Origin of the sequence: Pseudomonas sp. PDM31 (assembly GCF_019218965.1) — a bacterium.
GTDB lineage: Bacteria > Pseudomonadota > Gammaproteobacteria > Pseudomonadales > Pseudomonadaceae > Aquipseudomonas.
In genome coordinates, this window is the sequence record NZ_JAHUWS010000002.1 from 691951 (window position 1) to 712004 (window position 20054).

The window sequence follows — 20054 nt, forward strand, 5'->3', positions numbered from 1 at the left end:
CTCATGATCCGCGAAGAATTCCTGCATTTGGCCGCTGCCGGCTACAACCGCATCCCGCTTGCCTGCGAAACCCTGGCGGACTTCGACACGCCGCTGTCGATCTACCTGAAACTGGCCGACGAACCGAACTCCTACCTGCTGGAGTCGGTGCAGGGCGGAGAGAAGTGGGGCCGTTACTCGATCATCGGCCTGCCGTGCCGCACCGTGCTGCGTGTTCACGATCATCACGTCAGCGTGACCATCGATGGCGTCGAAACTGAAAGTCATGACGTCGAAGACCCGTTGGCCTTCGTCGAAGCGTTCAAGGCCCGTTATAACGTGCCGACCATCCCCGGCCTGCCGCGTTTCAACGGCGGTCTGGTGGGTTACTTCGGTTATGACTGCGTACGTTATGTGGAAAAGCGTCTGGGCAAATGCCCGAACCCGGACCCGCTGGGCGTACCGGACATTCTGTTGATGGTTTCCGATGCGGTGGTGGTTTTCGATAACCTCGCCGGCAAAATGCATGCGATCGTGCTGGCCGACCCGGCGCAGGACGACGCTTTCGAACAAGGTCGTGCACGCCTTGAAGAGCTGCTGGAAAAGCTCCGTCAGCCAATCACGCCGCGCCGGGGCCTGGATTTCAGCAAGCAACAAGCGGCTGATCCGGTGTTCCGTTCGAGTTTCACCCAAGGCGACTACGAAAAAGCCGTCGACACCATCAAGGAATACATCCTGGCTGGAGACTGCATGCAGGTTGTGCCGTCCCAGCGTATGTCGATCGACTTCAAGGCTGCGCCAATCGACCTGTACCGGGCGCTGCGCTGCTTTAACCCGACGCCTTACATGTACTTCTTCAACTTCGGCGACTTCCACGTGGTCGGCAGTTCGCCGGAAGTGCTGGTGCGGGTCGAAGACAACCTGATCACCGTGCGCCCGATTGCCGGTACCCGTCCGCGTGGCGCCAACGAAGAAGCCGATCTGGCCCTGGAAAAAGACCTGCTGTCCGACGACAAGGAAATCGCCGAGCACCTGATGCTGATCGACCTGGGGCGTAACGATACCGGTCGGGTGTCGGAGATTGGTTCGGTGAAACTCACCGAGAAAATGGTTATCGAGCGTTACTCCAACGTGATGCACATCGTGTCCAACGTTACCGGGCAACTGAAGGCAGGGCTGACTGCCATGGATGCATTGCGGGCAATTCTGCCGGCGGGCACCTTGTCGGGTGCTCCCAAGATTCGCGCGATGGAAATCATCGACGAGCTGGAACCGGTCAAGCGTGGCGTTTATGGCGGCGCGGTCGGTTACTTCGCGTGGAACGGCAACATGGACACCGCGATTGCGATCCGCACGGCGGTGATCAAGAACGGTGAATTGCACGTACAGGCTGGTGGCGGCATCGTCGCCGACTCGGTACCGGCGCTGGAATGGGAAGAAACCCTGAACAAACGCCGCGCGATGTTCCGTGCCGTGGCCCTGGCCGAACAAACCCCGAACACCTGAAATCACGTAGTACCTGTGGGAGCGGGCTTGCTCGCGAAAGCGGTGTATCAGTCGACAATGATTCTGAATGACATACCGCTTTCGCGAGCAAGCCCGCTCCCACAGGGGGGGCTGCGGATAAAAAAACGCGGCGTCTTCACAGGCGCCGCGTTTTTTATTGCTTGCGAATCAGAAGTCCAGTGCAACGCCTACGTTGATGCCTTGCTGGGTAAAATCATCATCCTTGCGAATGCTATAGCTGGCGCGCAGTGCCAGGTCCTTGGTGAGGTTGTGACTCACACCCAGGTTCACCCGGTTCAGGCTGGTTTGCGGAACGTAGCCTTCCAGTGTGAACTGATTACCCGGCAAGCTATTGAGGTTGATGGACACGTCCTCGGTATCGTCGTTGTACTCACGCTCGTGAGCTACTTCGCCAAACACCTGGGTTTGTGCCGTGATCTGGTATTTGCCCTGCAAGCCGATGCCCAGACGCCGGGAAATACTCTCCTGATCGGCATAGGTCAGTGCTGTGGAGTTAAAGCCGTCCTCCGAGTAGCCATCGACTTCTACCTTGGAGAAGTCGGCGCTGACAAACGGCGACAGGTGCCAAGGGCTGCTGGCTTGCTGCGCGATGTCGTAACCCAGGCGAGCACTGAAGGCCTCGACGTAGCCACTGGTATCGCCTTTTTCGCCACGCTCGTTGGCGCCTAGCTGGAACTTGCGCTTGAGGCTGTCGTAATCCAGATGACCGGCCGTCAACGCCGCGTCTGCCCATACACGGTTTTGCTGATACTGGGCGAATGCCGTGCCCAGATAAGTGTTGAGCTTGTAGTCGGAATCATTGTTGCCGGCTTCGAGTTCCTGGTTGTAGAAACCGGCCACCAGACCAACACGCCAGGCGTCATCAAGGCGGTAGCTGCCACCAATGTTCAGGTTGGCTCCGTTGCCGTCGGCGCTTGCCACGCTGTCCTGGCCGTCAAAATCCTGATGTTGGCCTCCGCCGGCGACGATGGCTCGCCATTGGCCAACGCCTTGCCAGTTTTCCCAATCGGCCAGCCACTGATTGCGCAGCTCATCCTGATGCGCACGCACGGTGCCCTGGGCCATCTGTGGCAGCAGCGTCAGCTCCCACGGGGCCGCCAACAGAGAGTACGCATAATCGGCAATCAGGCGTTGCCCGGCTTCGGTGGGGTGCACCGAGTCGTTGTAGATCAGCTTGGTCGGGTCCGGCGTGGCGCTATTGATACCGAAGCGGGCGTTCTCGGTACAACCGTTGCCGCTGAAGCAGGTGGCGATGAGGTTCTGGTCGGTGGCCAGGCCAAACTGTGCCGGGTTGGCGAATGTCTCTTTGAGCAGTACCGGAATGTTGAGCGGAATGACTTCGGCATTGATGTTTTGCAGTCGGCTAACCAGTTCAGTGTTGAACTGGGCGCTTAGCTGGGACGTGAACGCTTGCAACGGGGTGCCGTTAAACGCCGGGGTAAAGCCGATATCGGGCAGCAACCAGACCATGACGTATTTGGCGCCGGCGGTTTGCAGCGTCTGCACACTGTCGGCGAGACGGCCGGCGGCGGCACTGGCCTGAGGCAGGCTGGTCACGCGGCCCTGCAGGAAGTCGTTACCGCCACCCGAAAGGTAATACAGCGCATTCGGGTCGGCACGGAAGTTGTTCGACGGCAGGTAGCCGGCGCGGGTGCGCTCGCCGGTGGCGGAAGTGCTGGTGATCGAATCCAGAATCTGATCGGTGCGGTAACCGCCGACGGCCCAGTTGTTGCCATCGGGCTGGCCATTGCTGGCGCGCACTGCCGAGGATGATGACGCCGTCTGGTCTGGCGAGAACCCCAGTTTCCCACCGAGGATCTGCGTGGAGTTGAGCGAGCGGATTTCGCCACTGCCATCCAGATAGATCGGCCCTGTCCGATTGGTATAGCGTTGCGTCGCCCCCGCAGGACCACCCGGATCGGCAAAGGTCCCTGCGTCGTTGAGGCTGTCGCCGAAGACGACGAAGTTGGTATAGGGATTCGGCGCGGCGTTCGCCTGGGCGCAAGCCATTGCGAGCAAGCATCCTGCGAGCGGTACAAACATCGTCTGTTTGATCATGAGCAAGTCCGTTTATTTATTGTTTTAGTGAACGAAACGACAGTACCAAAAACTCCGGGCCTTTTGCCATCTGTCGCGAAGCCCTTAATAGTTTCGCGAGCAGCAGCCCCGGCCATATTGCACGCTCTGCCCAGCTAAGTTACTGTGCCGAGACGTATGAATGAGACCTTCCCCGTGTTGATCATCAGTAAACTCCTGGATCAAGTCATCAAGGCACACGCCCGCTGGCGTTGGCGCGCCTGAATTCTTTTGCCGGCCCCGCCGGCCCTGTACCGCTTTACCTTCTTTACCTGTTTGATATGCCGCTTTGCTGGCGCTACCCCAGCATCTGCCAAAGCGCAGCGCGCTGCGGGTAAATCATTCGAAGGCCATCTTCAAAGTCAGTGAATTCAAGAGGTTCTTAACGCCATGTTGCTGATGATCGATAACTACGACTCTTTTACCTACAACGTTGTGCAATACCTCGGTGAGCTGGGCTCCCAGGTCAAGGTTGTGCGCAACGATGAACTGACCATCGCTGAAATCGAAGCCCTCAACCCTGAGCGCATCGTAGTATCCCCCGGTCCTTGCACCCCGACCGAAGCCGGGATCTCGATTGAAGCGATCAAGCATTTCGCCGGCAAGCTGCCGATTCTTGGTGTCTGCCTCGGCCATCAGTCCATCGGCCAGGCCTTTGGCGGCGATGTGGTTCGCGCCCGCCAAGTGATGCACGGTAAGACTAGCCCGGTATTTCACGAGGACAAGGGCGTATTCGAGGGCCTGAATCGTCCATTGACGGTGACCCGCTACCATTCGTTGATCGTCAAGCGCGAAACCCTGCCCGATTGCCTGGAGCTGACGGCCTGGACTCAGCTTGAGGACGGCTCGGTTGACGAGATCATGGGCCTGCGCCACAAGACATTGAACATCGAAGGCGTGCAGTTCCACCCCGAGTCGATCCTCACCGAACAGGGCCACGAACTGTTTGCCAACTTCCTTAAACAAACCGGCGGCACGCGCTAAGGACCTTTCATGAATATCAAGACAGCCCTGAGCCGAATCGTCGATCACCTCGACCTCAGCACCGATGAGATGCGCGATGTGATGCGTGAAATCATGACCGGGCAATGCTCGGATGCGCAAATCGGCGCATTCATGATGGCCATGCGCATGAAAAGCGAAAGCATCGACGAGATCGTCGGCGCTGTATCGGTGATGCGCGAACTGGCGGACAAAGTCGAACTCAAGACCCTCGATGGTGTAGTGGACGTAGTCGGCACCGGAGGGGACGGCGCCAACATTTTCAACGTATCGACCGCATCGGCTTTCGTGGTCGCTGCGGCCGGTTGCACCGTGGCCAAGCATGGCAACCGTGCAGTGTCGGGCAAGAGCGGCAGCGCCGACCTGCTGGAGGCAGCTGGTATCTACCTGAACCTGACCCCGGTTCAGGTAGCGCGTTGCATTGACAACGTTGGTATCGGTTTCATGTTTGCCCAGACCCATCACTCCGCGATGAAATACGCCGCCAGCCCGCGCCGTGAACTGGGGTTGCGGACACTGTTCAACATGCTCGGCCCGCTTACGAATCCGGCCGGTGTGAAACATCAGGTGGTCGGCGTATTTACTCAGGCACTGTGCCGGCCACTGGCTGAAGTGTTGCAGCGTTTGGGCAGCAAGCATGTGTTGGTGGTGCATTCGAAGGATGGCCTGGACGAGTTCAGTCTCGCCGCGCCGACCTTTGTCGCAGAACTCAAAGATGGCCAGATCACCGAGTATTGGGTCGAGCCGGAAGACCTGGGCATGAAAAGCCAGAGCCTGCATGGCCTGGCGGTGGAAAGCCCGGCGGCTTCCCTGGAATTGATTCGCGATGCCCTGGGCAAGCGCAAGACCGAAAACGGTCAGAAGGCAGCCGAGATGATCGTGCTCAATGCCGGTGCCGCGCTGTATGCCGCCGACCATGCCGGCAGCCTCAAAGAAGGCGTTGCCCTGGCGCACGATGCGCTGCACACCGGCCTCGCTCGGGAAAAACTCGAGGAGCTGGGTGCATTTACCGCGGTATTCAAAGTGGAGAATGAAGGATGAGTGTACCGACGGTTCTGGAAAACATTCTGGCGCGCAAAGTCGAGGAGGTCGCCGAGCGTAGCGCTCGCGTCAGCCTTGCCGAGCTGGAAAGTCTGGCCAAGACGGCCGATGCACCCCGTGGTTTTGCCAACGCATTGCTGGCCCAGGCCAAGCTGAAACAGCCGGCGGTCATCGCGGAAATCAAGAAAGCTTCGCCGAGCAAAGGTGTGATCCGCGAGAACTTCATTCCCGCCGACATCGCCAAAAGCTACGAGAAGGGTGGCGCGACCTGCCTGTCGGTGCTTACCGATATCGATTACTTCCAGGGCGCCGATGCGTATCTGCAACAGGCCCGTGCGGCGTGCAAGCTGCCGGTGATCCGCAAGGACTTCATGATCGATCCATACCAGATCGTCGAAGCCCGTGCGTTGGGCGCCGATTGCGTGCTGTTGATCGTTTCCGCTCTGGATGACGTGAAAATGGCCGAACTGGCGGCAGTGGCCAAAAGCGTCGGCCTCGATGTACTGGTGGAGGTCCACGATGGCGACGAGCTGGAGCGTGCCTTGAAGACCCTCGACACGCCACTGGTCGGGGTGAACAACCGCAACCTGCACACGTTCGACGTCAGTCTGGAAACCACCCTCGACCTGCTGCCGCGCATCCCGCGCGATCGTCTGGTCATCACTGAGAGTGGCATTCTCAATCGCGCCGATGTCGAGCTGATGGAGATCAGCGATGTTTACGCGTTCCTGGTCGGCGAAGCCTTCATGCGCGCCGAAAGCCCGGGCACTGAATTGCAGCGATTGTTCTTCCCAGAGCGCGGCGTTCCGGTCAGCGGTTCGACCCTCGATTGATTTTTTGCCGGTAAATCGGGGCGCGACCTTCGCGAGCAAGCCCGCTCCCACATTTGATCGGCGTTGCCCGTAGAGCGCCACTAATGTGGGAGCGGGCTTGCTCGCGAAAGGGCCCTTAAACATTCCTGAAGATCCAAGCCTTGCGGAGTTGTCCATGAACCAGCCGATCAACATGACCATCGAAGCCGGCCTGCAGGCCGAACAGGATCTGTTGGCATCGGTCTGTGCCGGCGACGCGGAGTTTGGCCTGTTGTTCTGGCAACCGAGCGATCGCGCACTGGTCATGCCGCGCCGCTTGAGTCGTCTGCCCAATTTCGAGGTCGCGTGCGAGGTGTCAGCGGCAGCGGGTTGGCCGGTGCTGTTGCGCGAAACTGGCGGTGAGCCGGTGCCACAGTCGGCCTCGACGATCAATATCGCGCTGGTTTACGCACCGCCACGTAACGAAGGCGATCTGAACCGCATCGAGTCCGGATACCGGCGTCTGTGCGACCCTATCTGCCAGCTGCTGGATGAGCTGGGCGGCACGTCGTCACTGGGTGAAATCGAAGGGGCGTTCTGTGATGGTCGCTTCAACGTCAACCTGGACGGGCGCAAGATGGTCGGCACCGCCCAGCGCTGGCGTCAGAGTCAGGGAGGCCAACGACCGGTGGGGTTGGTGCACGGAGCGATGCTGATCGACAATGAGCGTGAATCAATGGTCGCGGCCGTCAATCGCTTCAACGAAGCCTGCGGTCTGGAGCAGCGGGTGCGCGCTGAAAGCCATATTGCATTGCATGAGAAGTTTACGGCGCCAGGGGCCCTGGCTCGTCTCGACGAACTCTACCGGCTGATGCTCAAGCAGATGTTCTGCGCCTAGCGCGTACCGAAGACCACCATGGTCTTGCCCTTGACGCCCACCAGGTTGCGTTCTTCCAGATCCTTGAGCACGCGTCCGACCATCTCGCGTGAGCATCCGACGATCCGCCCGATTTCCTGACGGGTCACTTTGATCTGCATGCCGTCCGGGTGGGTCATTGCGTCGGGTTGCTTGCACAGTTCCAGCAGGCAGCGCGCAACGCGACCGGTCACGTCGAAGAATGCCAGGTCGCCAACTTTGCGTGTGGTATTACGCAGACGTTGTGCGATTTGTCCGCTAAGCACGTAAAGAATGTCGGGATCCTGCTCAGACAGTTCGCGGAATTTTGCATAACTGATTTCGGCAACTTCACATTCAATCTTGGCTCGCACCCATGCGCTGCGCTCCTGCTCCAGGCCTGCCTGTTCAAACAGCCCCAACTCTCCGAAAAAATCCCCGGCATTGAGATAGGCAATGATCATTTCCCGGCCATCATCATCTTCGATCAGGATGGTGACTGAGCCTTTGATGATGAAGAACAGTGTTTCCGAGCGGTCGCCAGCACAAATGATGTTGCTCTTGGCCTGATAGCGACGGCGCTGGCAATGCATCAACAGCTTGTCGAGGTTCTTGATCCTGGGGGTGGGGGTAATAGCAACCATGGTTGTATCCCGAAAATGCTGCACGGTGTGTTTGGCTTTTTTATGAATGCAGAAGCTGGCGCCAAAGCTGGCTATGCGCCAGCGAATTGGCGCCAGCTTAACAGACACTTCCTGCAATATTCGAGCATTTACCTACAGCGTTGCAGGATATCTCTCAGGAAGGCTAACAGTGTCAATCACGGGGCCTGTGCTAAGCTGGCGACCCTTTTTTATACAGTGGAGTCTTGGCGATGAAGGCACGCATCCAATGGGCTGGCGAAGCCATGTTCCTCGGCGAATCCGGTAGCGGTCATGTCGTGGTCATGGACGGTCCACCTGAAGCTGGCGGACGTAACCTGGGCGTCCGGCCGATGGAAATGCTCCTGCTGGGTGTCGGCGGTTGCAGCAATTTCGATGTGGTCAGCATTCTCAAGAAATCCCGCCAGGCCGTGGAAAGCTGTGAAGCCTTTCTCGAGGCCGAACGTGCAACTGAAGATCCCAAGGTCTTCACCAGGATCCACATGCACTTCGTGGTCAAGGGCCGCGGGTTGAAAGAGGCCCAGGTCAAGCGCGCCATCGAGCTGTCCGCAGAAAAGTATTGCTCGGCCTCGATCATGCTTGGCGCGGCGGGTGTGGCGATTACCCACGACTACGAAATCGTCGAGCTTGGCTGAGTCGACATTCAACTATCATAAAAGCAGTGCAGACTCTGGCGATCCCAAGCTGACGTCTGCATAATGCGCCACTTTTTTCAGGGTAGTGGCCGGTCAATCGATAGGCCTCGCACCCGAACAGACAACCAAAATCGCCATCGCGAAGAGGTGTTAACCGTCCTACGCAGGTGCGTTGTTCGCATCTGACGGGCATGCTTGATCACGCGGCCGGGCCGCAAGCACATAGAGAGTTTTTAACGGTGAAAAGCAAACTCAAGCTCCACGGGTTCAATAACCTGACAAAGACCTTGAGCTTCAACATCTATGACATCTGCTACGCGGAAACCCCGCAAGACCAGCAGGCTTACGTCGAGTACATCAATAAAGAGTACAACGCGAAACGCCTGACGCAGATCCTCACGGAAGTTGTCGATATCATTGGTGCCAACATCCTGAACATTGCCAGTCAGGACTACGAACCACAGGGCGCCAGCGTCACGATCCTGATTTCTGAAGAGCCGGTAACCCCGACCGAGAGTCAGATCGAAGAATCTCCGGGCCCGTTGCCCGAGATCATTCTGGCCCACCTCGACAAGAGCCACATCACGGTGCACACCTATCCGGAAATCCATCCGGTGGACGGTATTGCAACCTTCCGTGTGGACATTGACGTGTCGACCTGCGGGGTCATTTCACCGCTTAAAGCGCTCAACTTCCTGATTCACCAGTTCGATTCGGACATCGTGACAGTGGACTACCGTGTGCGCGGTTTCACCCGTGACATTGAAGGCAAGAAGCACTTCATCGATCATGAGATCAACTCGATCCAGAACTACCTCTCCGAAGACACCCGCGACGCGTACCAGATGACCGACGTGAACGTGTACCAGGAAAACCTGTTCCACACCAAAATGCTGTTGAAGAACTTCGAACTGGATAACTACCTGTTCGGCGATGCCACCAGCAATCTGTCGTCTGAGCAGCGTGCCCAGGTGACCGAGCGGGTGAAACACGAAATGCTCGAAATCTTCTACGCGCGCAACATGCCGAACTAAGGTTCTTCGAGCACAAAAAAGGCGACTACCTCAGGGCAGTCGCCTTTTTTATTACACTGAATACTGCCCCTGTGGGAGTTGGCTTGCCTGCGAAGAGGCCCTCCCGGGAAACCAAAGTATCAGATCCGATAGGTACTCTTGGTCATCACTTTAGCCATCAGGCTCATCCCGAACTTCACGGGTGCCGGAAAACGGAACCCACCGGCATCCAGTGCGCTTTCGGCATGCTGTTCTTCGTCAATGCGCATCTGCTCAAGAATCGCCCGGGACTTTTCATCCTCGGCCGGCAGTTGCTCCAGGTGTTCGTTCAAGTGTTTGCACACCTGATCTTCAGTCGCCGCAACGAACCCCAGGCTGACTTTGTCGCTGATCAGCCCCGCAACCGCTCCAATCCCGAAGGACATGCCGTAGAACAGTGGGTTGAGAATGCTGGTGTGGCTGCCCAACTGATGGAGGCGTTGTTCGCACCAGACCAGGTGATCGATTTCTTCTTCGGCTGCATGCTCCATGGCTGCACGCACCTGCGGCAGCCTGGCGGTCAGGGCCTGGCCTTGGTACAGCGCCTGGGCGCAGACTTCGCCGGTATGGTTGATACGCATCAGGCCGGCAACGTGGCGGGTGTCTTCATCGCTCATTTTTGCATCCGGCTGGACGATGGCAGGCGATGGACGGTATGGCTGGCCACTGAAGGGCAGCAGGGTACGCATCGCGGCATCGGCTTGCAGCAGAAGACGGTCAATCGGCGAGTAGTGACGTTGGGTAGTCATGCGGACCTCCGGGGGAATCTCGGCGGCCAGTTTAACCCAATTGGCGAGGGGAAGGTTTGCGTTGGGTCATGTGTGGCGTCACCACCACTCCTGTAGGAGCCGGCTTGCTGGCGATGGCGATCTCAATGACGCCATCGCCAGCAAGCCGGCTCCTGCAAGGGCAGCCTGAGAATCAGCCCGGCGGCCAGTTCATCTGGCGCTGGCCGAGTACGTGCATATGAATGTGATAGACGGTCTGCCCGCCTTCTTCATTGCAGTTCATGACCACACGGAAGCCTTTTTCGCAGCCCAGTTCCAGCGCCAGGCGCTGAGCGGTGAACAGAATGTGTCCGGCCAATGCCTTGTCGTCTTCAGTCAGGTCGTTCAAGGTTCGCACCGGTTTCTTCGGAATGACCAGAAAATGTACCGGTGCCTGTGGGGCGATGTCGTGGAAGGCCAGTACCTGGTCGTCCTCGTAAATGATCTTCGCCGGGATTTCCCGGTTGATGATCTTGGTGAACAGAGTATCCACAGCTGTTTCTCCGTTGTTTGGGCTGGCCTGAGTGTACTTACAAGGGGATGCACCAGCCCAGTGTTTTACCGTAGGACATTTCAACGAGGGCAGTGGGCTTTGATGACCATGCCTGCAATTGTCCGGTTCAACCAGCGCGAACCGAGCCGCGGCAGGAAGGCGAACCAGCGATTGCGCCGCCCGGGAATGATGATCGCGCGATTCTTTTCAAGCGCCCGCACGGTATACAAAGCGACTTCTTCGGGACTCATCAGCAGCTTGTTGCCGGCAAGTTTGTCGGTATTGAGTTGCGCGGTGCGGAAAAACCCCGTGCGGGTCGGGCCGGGGCAGAGCACCGATACCTTGACCGCGCATTTCTTCAGCTCGACGCGCAAGGCTTCGGAAAAATGCAGCACATAGGCCTTGCTGGCGTAGTAAGTGCTCATCCACGGTCCCGGCTGAAACGCGGCCACCGAGGCCACATTCAGAATTTGTCCGCCGCCTTGCAGCGCCATGCTGTTGCCGATCGCGTGGCACAGGCGGGTGAGGGCAAGGATGTTCACTTCGATCAGGTCTTGCTCGGTCATCCAGTCCTGGGCCAGAAAAGGTCCGCAGGTGCCAATGCCGGCGCAGTTGACCAGCAAATCGATGTGCCGGTCACCTTCCTCCAGTTCCAGCAGAAATCCGGACAAGCGTAGCGGTTCGCCCAGATCACAGGCACGGAACAGCACCTCGACGCCGAAACGTTGGGTCAGTTCGATCGCAATACTTTCCAGCTGATCACGTTGTCGGGCCACCAGAATCAGGCTGCGGCCGCGCCGTGCCAGGGCTTCGGCCATCGCAAGGCCGATGCCGCTGGAGGCACCAGTGATCAGAGCGTAACGGGTCATTCAGTTCTCCATCGCAAACAGCTCCGCGCCGCGACGCAGGTGTCACGGGCCTGGAGCGCTGTTCATTCTTTGGCAGAGTCTACAGGGGGCTGGGCCTCTTCGGCTGCATCGCCAGGAGAATTTGGTTGCAGTTCGTTATCGACGTCGATTTCGTCGGAAGTGGCCGAGCCGGTTCCATAGCTGCCCTGCAAGACGTTTTCGTACTCTTGCTGAATCGCCGAAAGACTCCCGGTCAATGCGCCGGCGAAGACCAGCGCGATAAAGAGCAACCACAGTAAAGACAACAGCTTTACTGCGGTGCTGTTGGGTGGGGGTGGTGGGCCATAGCGGTTTGTGGTGCTGTTGCCAGGCACGACCGTGATCACGAACGGGAAGACACTGGCTACAAATGGAACGAGGTTCAGTAGCCACAGCCAGCCTGACCAGCCGATGTCATGCAGGCGCTGAACGGTGATCTGGATGCTGATGAAGGCGATGGCAACAAACAGGATAAAGGCCAGCAAGCCACCGATGATCAGGCCGGCCGACGAGTCAGCGCCGATCAGGGCCAGGGCAATCGAGGCGAAGCCTGCGCAAGCAGCCAGCAGAGCCAGGGTCAGGACCATCGTCCAGGCAAGGTAACGCAAACGACCAATGCGCCCATCGAAGCTGAACGGGTTGAGCGCTGCGAACTGCGGCAAGGCTTCACCGACTGCGGCGTGGGTCGGGCCGTAAGGAGATAGAGGATCCGTCGGCGGGACGGGATCTTGAGAGCGGTTTTCGTCCATGTTCGAGTCATCCTTGTCATGAAACATTAGATTCAGAGTGTCGCGTCCGGGCGACTGTAAGGCCCGCCGATGGCGGCAGGCCTTACTCCATTGTCAGCGTGGCCAGCGCTTGGGTAGTTGCGCGGCATGCTCCAGAGCCTTGCGATACTCGGCATCTAGACGCGCAACCAACTGCTCGACGCTTGGCAGGTCATCGATTGCGCCCACACCCTGGCCTGCGGACCACACGGTTTTCCAGGCTTTGGCCTCATCGCTGACCGGCTTGAGCTTGGCGCCGAAGTTGATTTCGCCCTTGCCCTGCAGCGCCGCCATATCGAAACCGGCCGCCTCCAGGCTTTGGCGCATGAAGCTGGCGGGAATGCCTGACACTACTGGAGTATGGATGATGTCTGCTGCCTGGGAAGTCAGCAGCATCTCTTTGTAAGCGTCAGGCGCATGACTTTCAGTGGTGCCGATAAATCGCGTCCCGAAGTAGGCCAGGTCCGCGCCGAGTAATTGTGCGGCGAGGATTTCATGGCCGTGATTCAGGCAGCCGGCCAACAGGAGAGTCTTGTCGAAGAACTGACGGATCTCGGCAATCAGTGAGAACGGGCTCCAGGTCCCGGCGTGTCCACCGGCACCTGCGGCCACAGCGATCAAGCCATCTACACCGGCTTCGGCGGCTTTTTCCGCGTGGCGACGTGTAGTGACGTCATGGAATACCAGGCCGCCGTAGTTGTGGAATGCATCGACCAGTTCTTTCACGGCGCCTAGGCTGGTGATCACGATCGGTACTTTGTGCTCCACGCAGATATCCAGGTCTGCCTGCAGCCGCGGATTGCTGTTGTGGACAATCAGATTGACGGCGTAGGGCGCAGGCTTGTCCAGGGTTGCCAGCCCGGCTTCGATTTCTTCCAGCCAGGCCTTGAAGCCGCTGCTCTCACGCTGATTCAACGCAGGAAAACTACCGACTACACCGTTGCGACAGCAGGCGAGCACCAATTGCGGGTTGGAAATCAGGAACATTGGCGCTGCCACCACTGGCAGACGCAGACGTTGTTCGAGCAGAGCGGGCAGCGACATTGGAAGTACCCCGTTAAATGCGGCTAGTAGGATTAGAACGGCCGAAGCACGACCAGAATTACGATGGCCAGCAATAGCAGAACCGGGACTTCATTGAACCAGCGATAAAAGACATGGCTGCGGGTGTTCTCGCCACGGGCGAAGCGTTTTACCTGGGCGCCGCACATGTGGTGATAGCCGATCAGCAATACCACCAGCGTCAACTTGGCGTGCATCCAGCCGCCCTGGGTGAAATAGGCGCCAGGGTTGAGGCTGATCAACCAGCCGCCAAAGATCAGTGTAGCGATCATCGCCGGGCCCATGATGCCCCGGTACAGCTTGCGCTCCATGATACTGAAGCGTTCCTTGCTGACAGCGTCTTCGCTTTGCGCGTGATATACGAACAGTCGCGGCAGGTAAAACAGGCCGGCAAACCAGCAAACCATACTGACGATGTGAAGCGCTTTGAGCCATAGATAAAGCATTTTTGGTTATTCCAGAATTCACGGTAGGCCGAATAGTAGAGGCTTGAGGCTCCGCACGTCACCTTGACGGTTGTCGCAGGGGCTTGCGGCCCCTATTATCGACGGCTTTCCAGTGGGTTCGTTGAGGGCAGGTTTATGGTCAAGGTCGGTATCGTCGGCGGCACGGGTTACACCGGTGTCGAACTGCTGCGTCTGTTGGCGCAGCATCCGCAAGCAGAAGTGGTTGTCATCACTTCCCGATCCGAGGCTGGCCTGGCCGTTGCCGACATGTATCCGAACCTGCGAGGCCATTACGACGGCCTCGCGTTCAGCGTTCCGGACATCAAGACCCTGGGTGCTTGCGACGTGGTGTTCTTCGCCACACCGCACGGCGTTGCCCACGCCCTGGCGGGTGAGCTGCTGGCGGCGGGGACCAAGGTCATCGACCTGTCGGCCGACTTCCGTCTGCAAGATGCCGCGGAATGGGCCAAGTGGTACGGCCAGCCCCACGGTGCGCCGGAGTTGCTCGACGAAGCGGTCTACGGCTTGCCGGAAGTCAATCGTGAGCAAATCAGGAAGGCGCGCCTGATTGCCGTACCGGGTTGCTATCCAACTGCCACGCAACTGGGCTTCCTGCCATTGCTTGAAGCCGGTCTGGCGGACACCAAAGGTTTGATCGCGGACTGCAAGTCTGGCGTCAGCGGTGCCGGTCGTGGTGCTGCGGTCGGCTCGCTGTACTCCGAGACATCGGAAAGCATGAAGGCCTACGCGGTCAAAGGTCACCGTCATTTGCCGGAAATTCGCCAGGGGTTGCGTCGCGCCGCGGGCAAGGATGTCGGCCTGACCTTCGTTCCGCACCTGACGCCGATGATCCGTGGCATTCACTCCACGTTGTATGCGACCGTAGTCGATCGCTCGGTGGACCTGCAGGCGCTGTTTGAAAAGCGTTACGCCAACGAGCCGTTCGTCGACGTCATGCCGGCCGGCAGCCATCCGGAAACCCGCAGCGTGCGCGGTGCCAACGTTTGCCGGATCGCGGTGCATCGTCCACAAGACGGCGATCTGGTGGTGGTGCTCTCGGTGATCGACAATCTGGTCAAGGGCGCGTCGGGTCAGGCGGTGCAGAACATGAACATCCTGTTCGGGCTGGATGAGCGTCTGGGTCTGTCCCACGCCGGCATGCTGCCTTAAGGTTTAATGCTGCACAGCAAAAGGCCCGATATACGGGCCTTTTTGCATTCCGGGTCGGCGCCTGGGTTGGTTGATATACCATAACAATAGTTGACCGCTTTTCTAGGAGAAGCGGATAATGCGCGTCATCACGCAATATGACGGCGTAACGCCGGGAGATAGTCAGCATGAGCGTCGAATCCTTCACCCCCACGGCTTTGCAATTCACCCACGGTGCCGCGCACAAGGTGAAGAGCCTGGTCGATGAAGAGGGGAATGATCGCTTGAAGCTGCGCGTATTCGTTACGGGCGGCGGTTGTTCAGGTTTTCAGTACGGCTTCACCTTCGATGAAGAAGTGGCCGAAGACGACACCATTGTCGAGCGCGAGGGTGTGAGTCTGGTTGTCGATCCAATGAGCTTCCAGTACCTGGCGGGAGCCGAGGTGGATTACCAGGAAGGTCTGGAAGGTTCGCGTTTTGTCATCAAGAACCCGAATGCGACTACGACCTGTGGTTGTGGCTCTTCGTTCTCGATCTGATCAGCGAGTCTGCATTACCCAGCGCCGCATGGCTCCAGAGCCCTGCGGCGTTTTGCTGTCTGGAGGATTTACGCGGGGTAGATGGCACCGAGTACGCGCAAGCCGCGGGCGCCGGTAACGCTTGGGCGGTTGGCGGCGATGCCTTCCAGGCAGCAATGCGCCAGCCAGGCGAAGGCCATGGCTTCGACCCAGTCAGGGTCTACATCGTAAGCGGCAGTGCTGCTGACTTTTGTATTCGGTAGCAGGCTGGCCAGGCGGTTCATCAGCGTGGTGTTATGCGCGCCCCCGCCGCATACCAACAGTTCCCGAGTGTCTGTCTGGGCACTCTGCAGCGACTCGACGATGGTCAGAGCGGTCAGTTCAAGCAATGTTGCCTGCACGTCTTCTGCCGCGAAGGTCGACAAGTGCGAAAGATGCTGTAGCAGCCACGGCAAGTTGAACACTTCGCGGCCGGTGCTCTTCGGGCCTTTGGTGACAAAAAATGGATCGCCAAGCAGGGCCTTCAGCAGTGTCGGTTCGACCTTGCCCGTAGCGGCCCATTGGCCGCCGCGATCATAGTTGTCGCCACGTTCCCGATGGATCCAGGCATCCAGCAACACATTTCCCGGGCCGCAGTCGAAGCCTGCAACAGGCTGACCGGGCTCGATCAGGCTGAGGTTGCTGAAGCCGCCAACGTTCAAGACTGCGCGGTTGCCTTCCCGCTCTTCAAACAGGGCTTCATGAAAGGCTGGAACCAGCGGCGCGCCTTGCCCGCCAGCGGCTACATCGCGGCTGCGGAAGTCACTGACCACGGTGATGCCGGTCAGTTCGGTCAACAGGGCCGGATTGCCAATCTGTACAGTGAACCCGCGCGCCGGTTCGTGGCGAATGGTCTGGCCATGGCTGCCGATCGCGCGAATGTCGTGAGGTTCGAGTTGCTGCTGGGCAAGGAGGGCGTGAATGCCCTGTGCTGCCAGACTCACCCAGTTCTGTTGGGCGATGGCGGAGCGGGCGATTTCGTCCGGACCGCTGGCGCACAACCCAAGCAGCTCGGCGCGCAGGGATTCGGGCATGGGGATGTAGTGCGTGGCAATCAGCTTGATCGCCGGGGTCAGTTCGATCAGTGCAATGTCCAGTCCATCGAGGCTGGTCCCGGACATCACACCTATATAGCGCGTCATGGCTTAGCGCTTCGAAGCCAGCATGGTGGACTTCTCTTGATCCATGCGCGCCATCAGCGGCTGGCTCTGTGCGAGGAAGCGTGCGCGTTCACCCTTGGAGATCGGATCGGCCATCGCTACTTTTTGGCCCAGCGGGTCGACGTGTACACCATTGACCTGGAACTCATAGTGCAGGTGCGGACCGGTGGACAATCCAGTGGTACCGATGTAGCCGATCACCTGGCCCTGTTTGACCGTGCCGCCGGTCTTCACGCCTTTGGCGAAGCCTTGCATGTGGCCATACAGCGTGGTGTAGGTAGCGCCGTGCTGGATGATCACGGTGTTGCCATAGCCGCCACGACGCCCCGCCAGCAGAACTTTGCCATCACCGGCGGCCTTGATCGGAGTGCCGCGTGGTGCTGCATAGTCAACGCCTTTGTGGGCGCGGATCTTGTTCAGGATCGGGTGTTTGCGGCCCATGGAAAACTTCGAACTGATGCGGGCGAAATCCACCGGTGTACGGATGAACGCCTTGCGCATGCTATTGCCGTCAGCGGTGTAGTAGCTGCTATTGCCTTGTTTGTTGGTGTAACGCACGGCGGTGTAGGTCTTGCCGCGGTTGGTGAAGCGTGCCGACAGGATCGGGCCGTTACCGACAGCCTTGCCATTGACGACCTTCTGCTCGTAGATGACGTCGAACTCGTCACCCTGGCGAATATCCTGGGCAAAGTCGACGTCGTAGCCAAACACGCTGGCCATGTCCATGGCCAGGCTGTGAGACAGGCCGGCGCGAGCGGCGGACTGCGACAGTGAGCTGTTGATCACTCCGTGAACATACGCGGAGCGCACGGTCGGCTTAGCGGTAGTGCGGTTGAACGTGTAGCCCTTGTCGTTTCTGGTCAGGCTGATGCTTTCCAGGTCGTTCAGCTTGCTGTGCAAATTGGTCAGTTGACCGTCGGGGCTCAGTTCGAATTCGAGTTTCTGTCCGTGTTTGAGCTGGCTGAATTGCTTGGCCTGCTTGTTGCTGGCCAGCAGTTCATGCACAGAGGTGGTTGGCAGGCCGACTTTCGCGAACAGCGTGGAAAGGGTATCGCCTTTGCCGACGATCACTTCCCTGTGGGTTTCAGCCTTCTTTTCTTCGGCGGCCGGTGCGGATGCAGTTACCGGCGCCTGTGCCGGTTCCGGTGCAGCTACGGGTGCAGTCTGGGCGGTTTCCTGGGTGTCCTCTGCGCTGTTTTCTATCTGCGCGAAGGGCGAGGCTGTTGACTCATTTGTGGCTTGGACGGCGTCAGCAGCGTCTTGATCTTGTGTCAGTTGTTCAGCAGGACTTTCCAGTTCAAGACTCAGGGTCGTCTTTTTGGCTTCAACATCGCTGGAAGGGAATACCAGGAGCGCCAGGCTGAGAAGGGCGGCGATCCCACTTGCGGCAAGCAGGTGGGTCTTCGGGTAAAGCGGTGGCGCTTTAGACGGTTCAGTGGTCATAAGTGATTTTGACTTTGAAAAATGATGAATTGGAAAAGATGAATGACATGATGAAGATGAAATAACTGTATAAAATATAACCAAATCATCTCTGAAGCAAGTCCGTGGGTGCTCTGCCTGTGGATTGGCGTCCGTGCGCCGGGCAAAACTTGTATTTGACGCGCGATCTTGTATGGTTGGTTCCCTTTGATTCTGAGCCTTGCAGGTTGGTTATGAAGTCGGTTGAAGAGCAGCTAGCGCTGATCAAACGTGGTGCGGAAGAACTGTTGGTCGAGTCCGAGCTGATCGAGAAGCTCAAGCGTGGCCAGCCACTGCGTATTAAGGCAGGCTTCGATCCGACCGCTCCGGATCTGCACCTGGGTCATACCGTGCTTATCAATAAGCTGCGCCAGTTCCAGGAGCTGGGGCATCAGGTGATCTTCCTTATTGGTGACTTCACCGGGATGATCGGTGATCCGAGCGGCAAGAGCGCCACGCGTCCTCCGCTTACCCGTGAGCAGGTTCTCGAGAATGCCGAGACCTACAAGACTCAGGTGTTCAAGATTCTTGATCCGGCGAAAACCGAGGTGGCGTTCAACTCCACCTGGATGGATCAGATGGGGCCTGCGGACTTCATTCGCCTGACTTCGCAGTACACCGTGGCGCGCATGCTCGAGCGCGATGACTTCGACAAGCGCTACACGACCAACCAGCCAATTGCCATTCACGAGTTCCTCTATCCGCTGGTTCAGGGTTACGACTCGGTCGCTTTGCGTGCGGACGTCGAGCTCGGTGGTACCGACCAGAAGTTCAATCTCCTGATGGGTCGTGAGCTGCAGCGTGGTTATGGTCAGGAGGCTCAGTGCATTTTGACCATGCCGTTGCTGGAAGGTCTGGATGGCGTGAAGAAGATGTCCAAGTCGTTGGGCAACTACGTCGGTATCCAGGAAGCACCGGGCGTAATGTACGGCAAGCTGGTTTCCATTCCGGATGCGTTGATGTGGCGCTACTTCGAGCTGCTCAGCTTCCGCTCCATGGAAGAGATCAATGCATTTCGTGCTGATGTGGAGGCCGGGGCCAACCCGCGCGACATCAAGATCAAGCTGGCCGAAGAGATCGTTGCGCGTTTCCATGGTGAGGAGGCTGCGGCTAACGCTCATCGCGCGGCGGGTAACCGCATGAAGGAAGGTGAGCTGCCGGATGATCTGCCGGAGGTCGAATTGACTGCTGCCGAAGATATGCCTATTGCTGCCGTCCTTAATAAGGCGGGCCTGGTGAAGAACTCGGCGATGGCGCGGGACCTTCTTGGTTCGGGCGGTGTGCGTATAGATGGTGAAGTGGTTGATCGCACCTTTATATATGCAGTGGGTGCGACCCATGTTTGCCAGGCTGGCAAGAAGGCTTTTGCACGAATTACGCTGAAAGCCGAATAAAACCGAAATAGAGGTTGACGGCGAATTTTAGAAGCCTATAATTCGCCCCACTTCCGGCGCAGTCGAAACGTAAAACTCCTTGGTAAACAATGAGTTACGCAGTTTTCGACAGCAAGTTGCTTCGGTTCATCGAAGCCGAAAGGGAGTTGAAAAAGAGGTGTTGACAGCAGCGTGTAACGCTGTAGAATTCGCCTCCCGCTGACGAGAGATCGAAAGCGCAAGTGGTTGAAGTTGTTAAGGATTCCTTGAAA

The 20054-nt window shown here is 58.3% G+C and carries 19 protein-coding genes and 1 pseudogene; 10 read left to right on the top strand and 10 right to left on the bottom strand.

Going from position 1 to position 20054, the window contains the following annotated elements; genetic code table 11:
- Positions 1-3: 3 nt before the first annotated feature.
- The gene (gene trpE, locus KW839_RS06350; protein WP_218423746.1) at positions 4-1485 is read left to right on the top strand and encodes an anthranilate synthase component I; all 1482 of its coding nucleotides are present in this window, start codon (positions 4-6) and stop codon (positions 1483-1485) included.
- A gap of 168 nt (positions 1486-1653) precedes the next feature.
- On the opposite strand, the gene estP is transcribed toward trpE, so the two are convergent.
- On the bottom strand, positions 1654-3564 hold the full coding sequence (gene estP, locus KW839_RS06355) for an esterase EstP (protein ID WP_060541613.1): 1911 nt from the start codon (positions 3562-3564) through the stop codon (positions 1654-1656).
- Positions 3565-3972: 408 nt separating this feature from the next.
- On the opposite strand from estP, the gene KW839_RS06360 reads away from it, so the two are divergent.
- The 4 genes from KW839_RS06360 (at position 3973) to KW839_RS06375 (ending at position 7314) form a co-directional block, all read left to right on the top strand.
- Positions 3973-4566, top strand: coding sequence for an aminodeoxychorismate/anthranilate synthase component II (locus KW839_RS06360; protein ID WP_007906885.1), 594 nt, complete (start codon positions 3973-3975; stop codon positions 4564-4566).
- 9 nt (positions 4567-4575) lie between these two features.
- The gene (trpD, locus tag KW839_RS06365) at positions 4576-5625 is read left to right on the top strand and encodes an anthranilate phosphoribosyltransferase (RefSeq protein ID WP_218423747.1); all 1050 of its coding nucleotides are present in this window, start codon (positions 4576-4578) and stop codon (positions 5623-5625) included.
- Positions 5622-6458 (top strand): indole-3-glycerol phosphate synthase TrpC, encoded by an 837-nt coding sequence (trpC, locus tag KW839_RS06370; protein WP_218423748.1) that lies wholly within the window; start codon positions 5622-5624, stop codon positions 6456-6458. Before trpD ends, trpC begins: the two co-directional genes overlap by 4 nt.
- A 154-nt stretch (positions 6459-6612) precedes the next feature.
- On the top strand, positions 6613-7314 hold the full coding sequence (locus KW839_RS06375; protein WP_218423749.1) for a lipoate--protein ligase family protein: 702 nt from the start codon (positions 6613-6615) through the stop codon (positions 7312-7314).
- On the opposite strand, the gene crp is transcribed toward KW839_RS06375, so the two are convergent.
- Positions 7311-7955: a cAMP-activated global transcriptional regulator CRP gene (crp, locus tag KW839_RS06380; protein ID WP_218423750.1), complete on the bottom strand. Its 645-nt coding sequence runs from the start codon at positions 7953-7955 to the stop codon at positions 7311-7313. The genes KW839_RS06375 and crp overlap by 4 nt on opposite strands.
- Before the next feature lie 230 nt (positions 7956-8185).
- On the opposite strand from crp, the gene KW839_RS06385 reads away from it, so the two are divergent.
- Together KW839_RS06385 and speD are read left to right on the top strand one after the other, a co-directional pair.
- Positions 8186-8608 carry an OsmC family protein gene (locus tag KW839_RS06385; RefSeq protein WP_060541609.1) on the top strand — a complete coding sequence of 141 codons (423 nt, stop codon included), beginning with the start codon at positions 8186-8188 and terminating at the stop codon, positions 8606-8608.
- 239 nt (positions 8609-8847) lie between these two features.
- Complete coding sequence (speD, locus tag KW839_RS06390) at positions 8848-9642, top strand: adenosylmethionine decarboxylase (protein WP_060541608.1); 795 nt, start codon at positions 8848-8850, stop codon at positions 9640-9642.
- Between the two features lie 119 nt (positions 9643-9761).
- Here the strand turns inward: speD and coq7 are convergent, their stop codons facing one another.
- The 6 genes and pseudogenes from coq7 to hemJ all read right to left on the bottom strand — a co-directional run bounded on the left by coq7 (position 9762) and on the right by hemJ (position 14082).
- The gene (gene coq7, locus KW839_RS06395; protein WP_060541607.1) at positions 9762-10409 is read right to left on the bottom strand and encodes a 2-polyprenyl-3-methyl-6-methoxy-1,4-benzoquinone monooxygenase; all 648 of its coding nucleotides are present in this window, start codon (positions 10407-10409) and stop codon (positions 9762-9764) included.
- A 172-nt stretch (positions 10410-10581) separates the two neighbouring features.
- Positions 10582-10920 carry a histidine triad nucleotide-binding protein gene (locus KW839_RS06400; protein WP_060541606.1) on the bottom strand — a complete coding sequence of 113 codons (339 nt, stop codon included), beginning with the start codon at positions 10918-10920 and terminating at the stop codon, positions 10582-10584.
- An 80-nt stretch (positions 10921-11000) separates the two neighbouring features.
- Positions 11001-11789: an SDR family oxidoreductase gene (locus KW839_RS06405; RefSeq protein WP_060541605.1), complete on the bottom strand. Its 789-nt coding sequence runs from the start codon at positions 11787-11789 to the stop codon at positions 11001-11003.
- Between the two features lie 62 nt (positions 11790-11851).
- Positions 11852-12517, bottom strand: a pseudogene (locus tag KW839_RS06410) (DUF805 domain-containing protein); the annotation flags it as partial.
- Between the two features lie 132 nt (positions 12518-12649).
- Positions 12650-13618, bottom strand: coding sequence for a nitronate monooxygenase family protein (locus KW839_RS06415; protein ID WP_218423751.1), 969 nt, complete (start codon positions 13616-13618; stop codon positions 12650-12652).
- Positions 13619-13650: 32 nt separating this feature from the next.
- Positions 13651-14082, bottom strand: a complete 432-nt coding sequence (gene hemJ, locus KW839_RS06420) for a protoporphyrinogen oxidase HemJ (RefSeq protein ID WP_218423752.1) — start codon at positions 14080-14082, stop codon at positions 13651-13653.
- Positions 14083-14217: 135 nt separating this feature from the next.
- On the opposite strand from hemJ, the gene argC reads away from it, so the two are divergent.
- Positions 14218-15252, top strand: a complete 1035-nt coding sequence (argC, locus tag KW839_RS06425; protein WP_060541602.1) for an N-acetyl-gamma-glutamyl-phosphate reductase — start codon at positions 14218-14220, stop codon at positions 15250-15252.
- A 167-nt stretch (positions 15253-15419) separates the two neighbouring features.
- Entirely contained in the window at positions 15420-15770 is a 351-nt protein-coding gene (gene erpA, locus KW839_RS06430) for an iron-sulfur cluster insertion protein ErpA (RefSeq protein ID WP_060541601.1), read from the top strand.
- A 68-nt stretch (positions 15771-15838) separates the two neighbouring features.
- Here the strand turns inward: erpA and KW839_RS06435 are convergent, their stop codons facing one another.
- A complete protein-coding gene (locus KW839_RS06435; protein WP_218423753.1) occupies positions 15839-16930 on the bottom strand; it encodes an anhydro-N-acetylmuramic acid kinase in 1092 nt (363 codons plus the stop codon).
- A gap of 3 nt (positions 16931-16933) precedes the next feature.
- Complete coding sequence (locus KW839_RS06440; RefSeq protein WP_218423754.1) at positions 16934-18391, bottom strand: peptidoglycan DD-metalloendopeptidase family protein; 1458 nt, start codon at positions 18389-18391, stop codon at positions 16934-16936.
- 212 nt (positions 18392-18603) lie between these two features.
- On the opposite strand from KW839_RS06440, the gene tyrS reads away from it, so the two are divergent.
- Positions 18604-19803 carry a tyrosine--tRNA ligase gene (gene tyrS / locus KW839_RS06445; RefSeq protein WP_060541598.1) on the top strand — a complete coding sequence of 400 codons (1200 nt, stop codon included), beginning with the start codon at positions 18604-18606 and terminating at the stop codon, positions 19801-19803.
- Positions 19804-20054 lie beyond the last annotated feature (251 nt).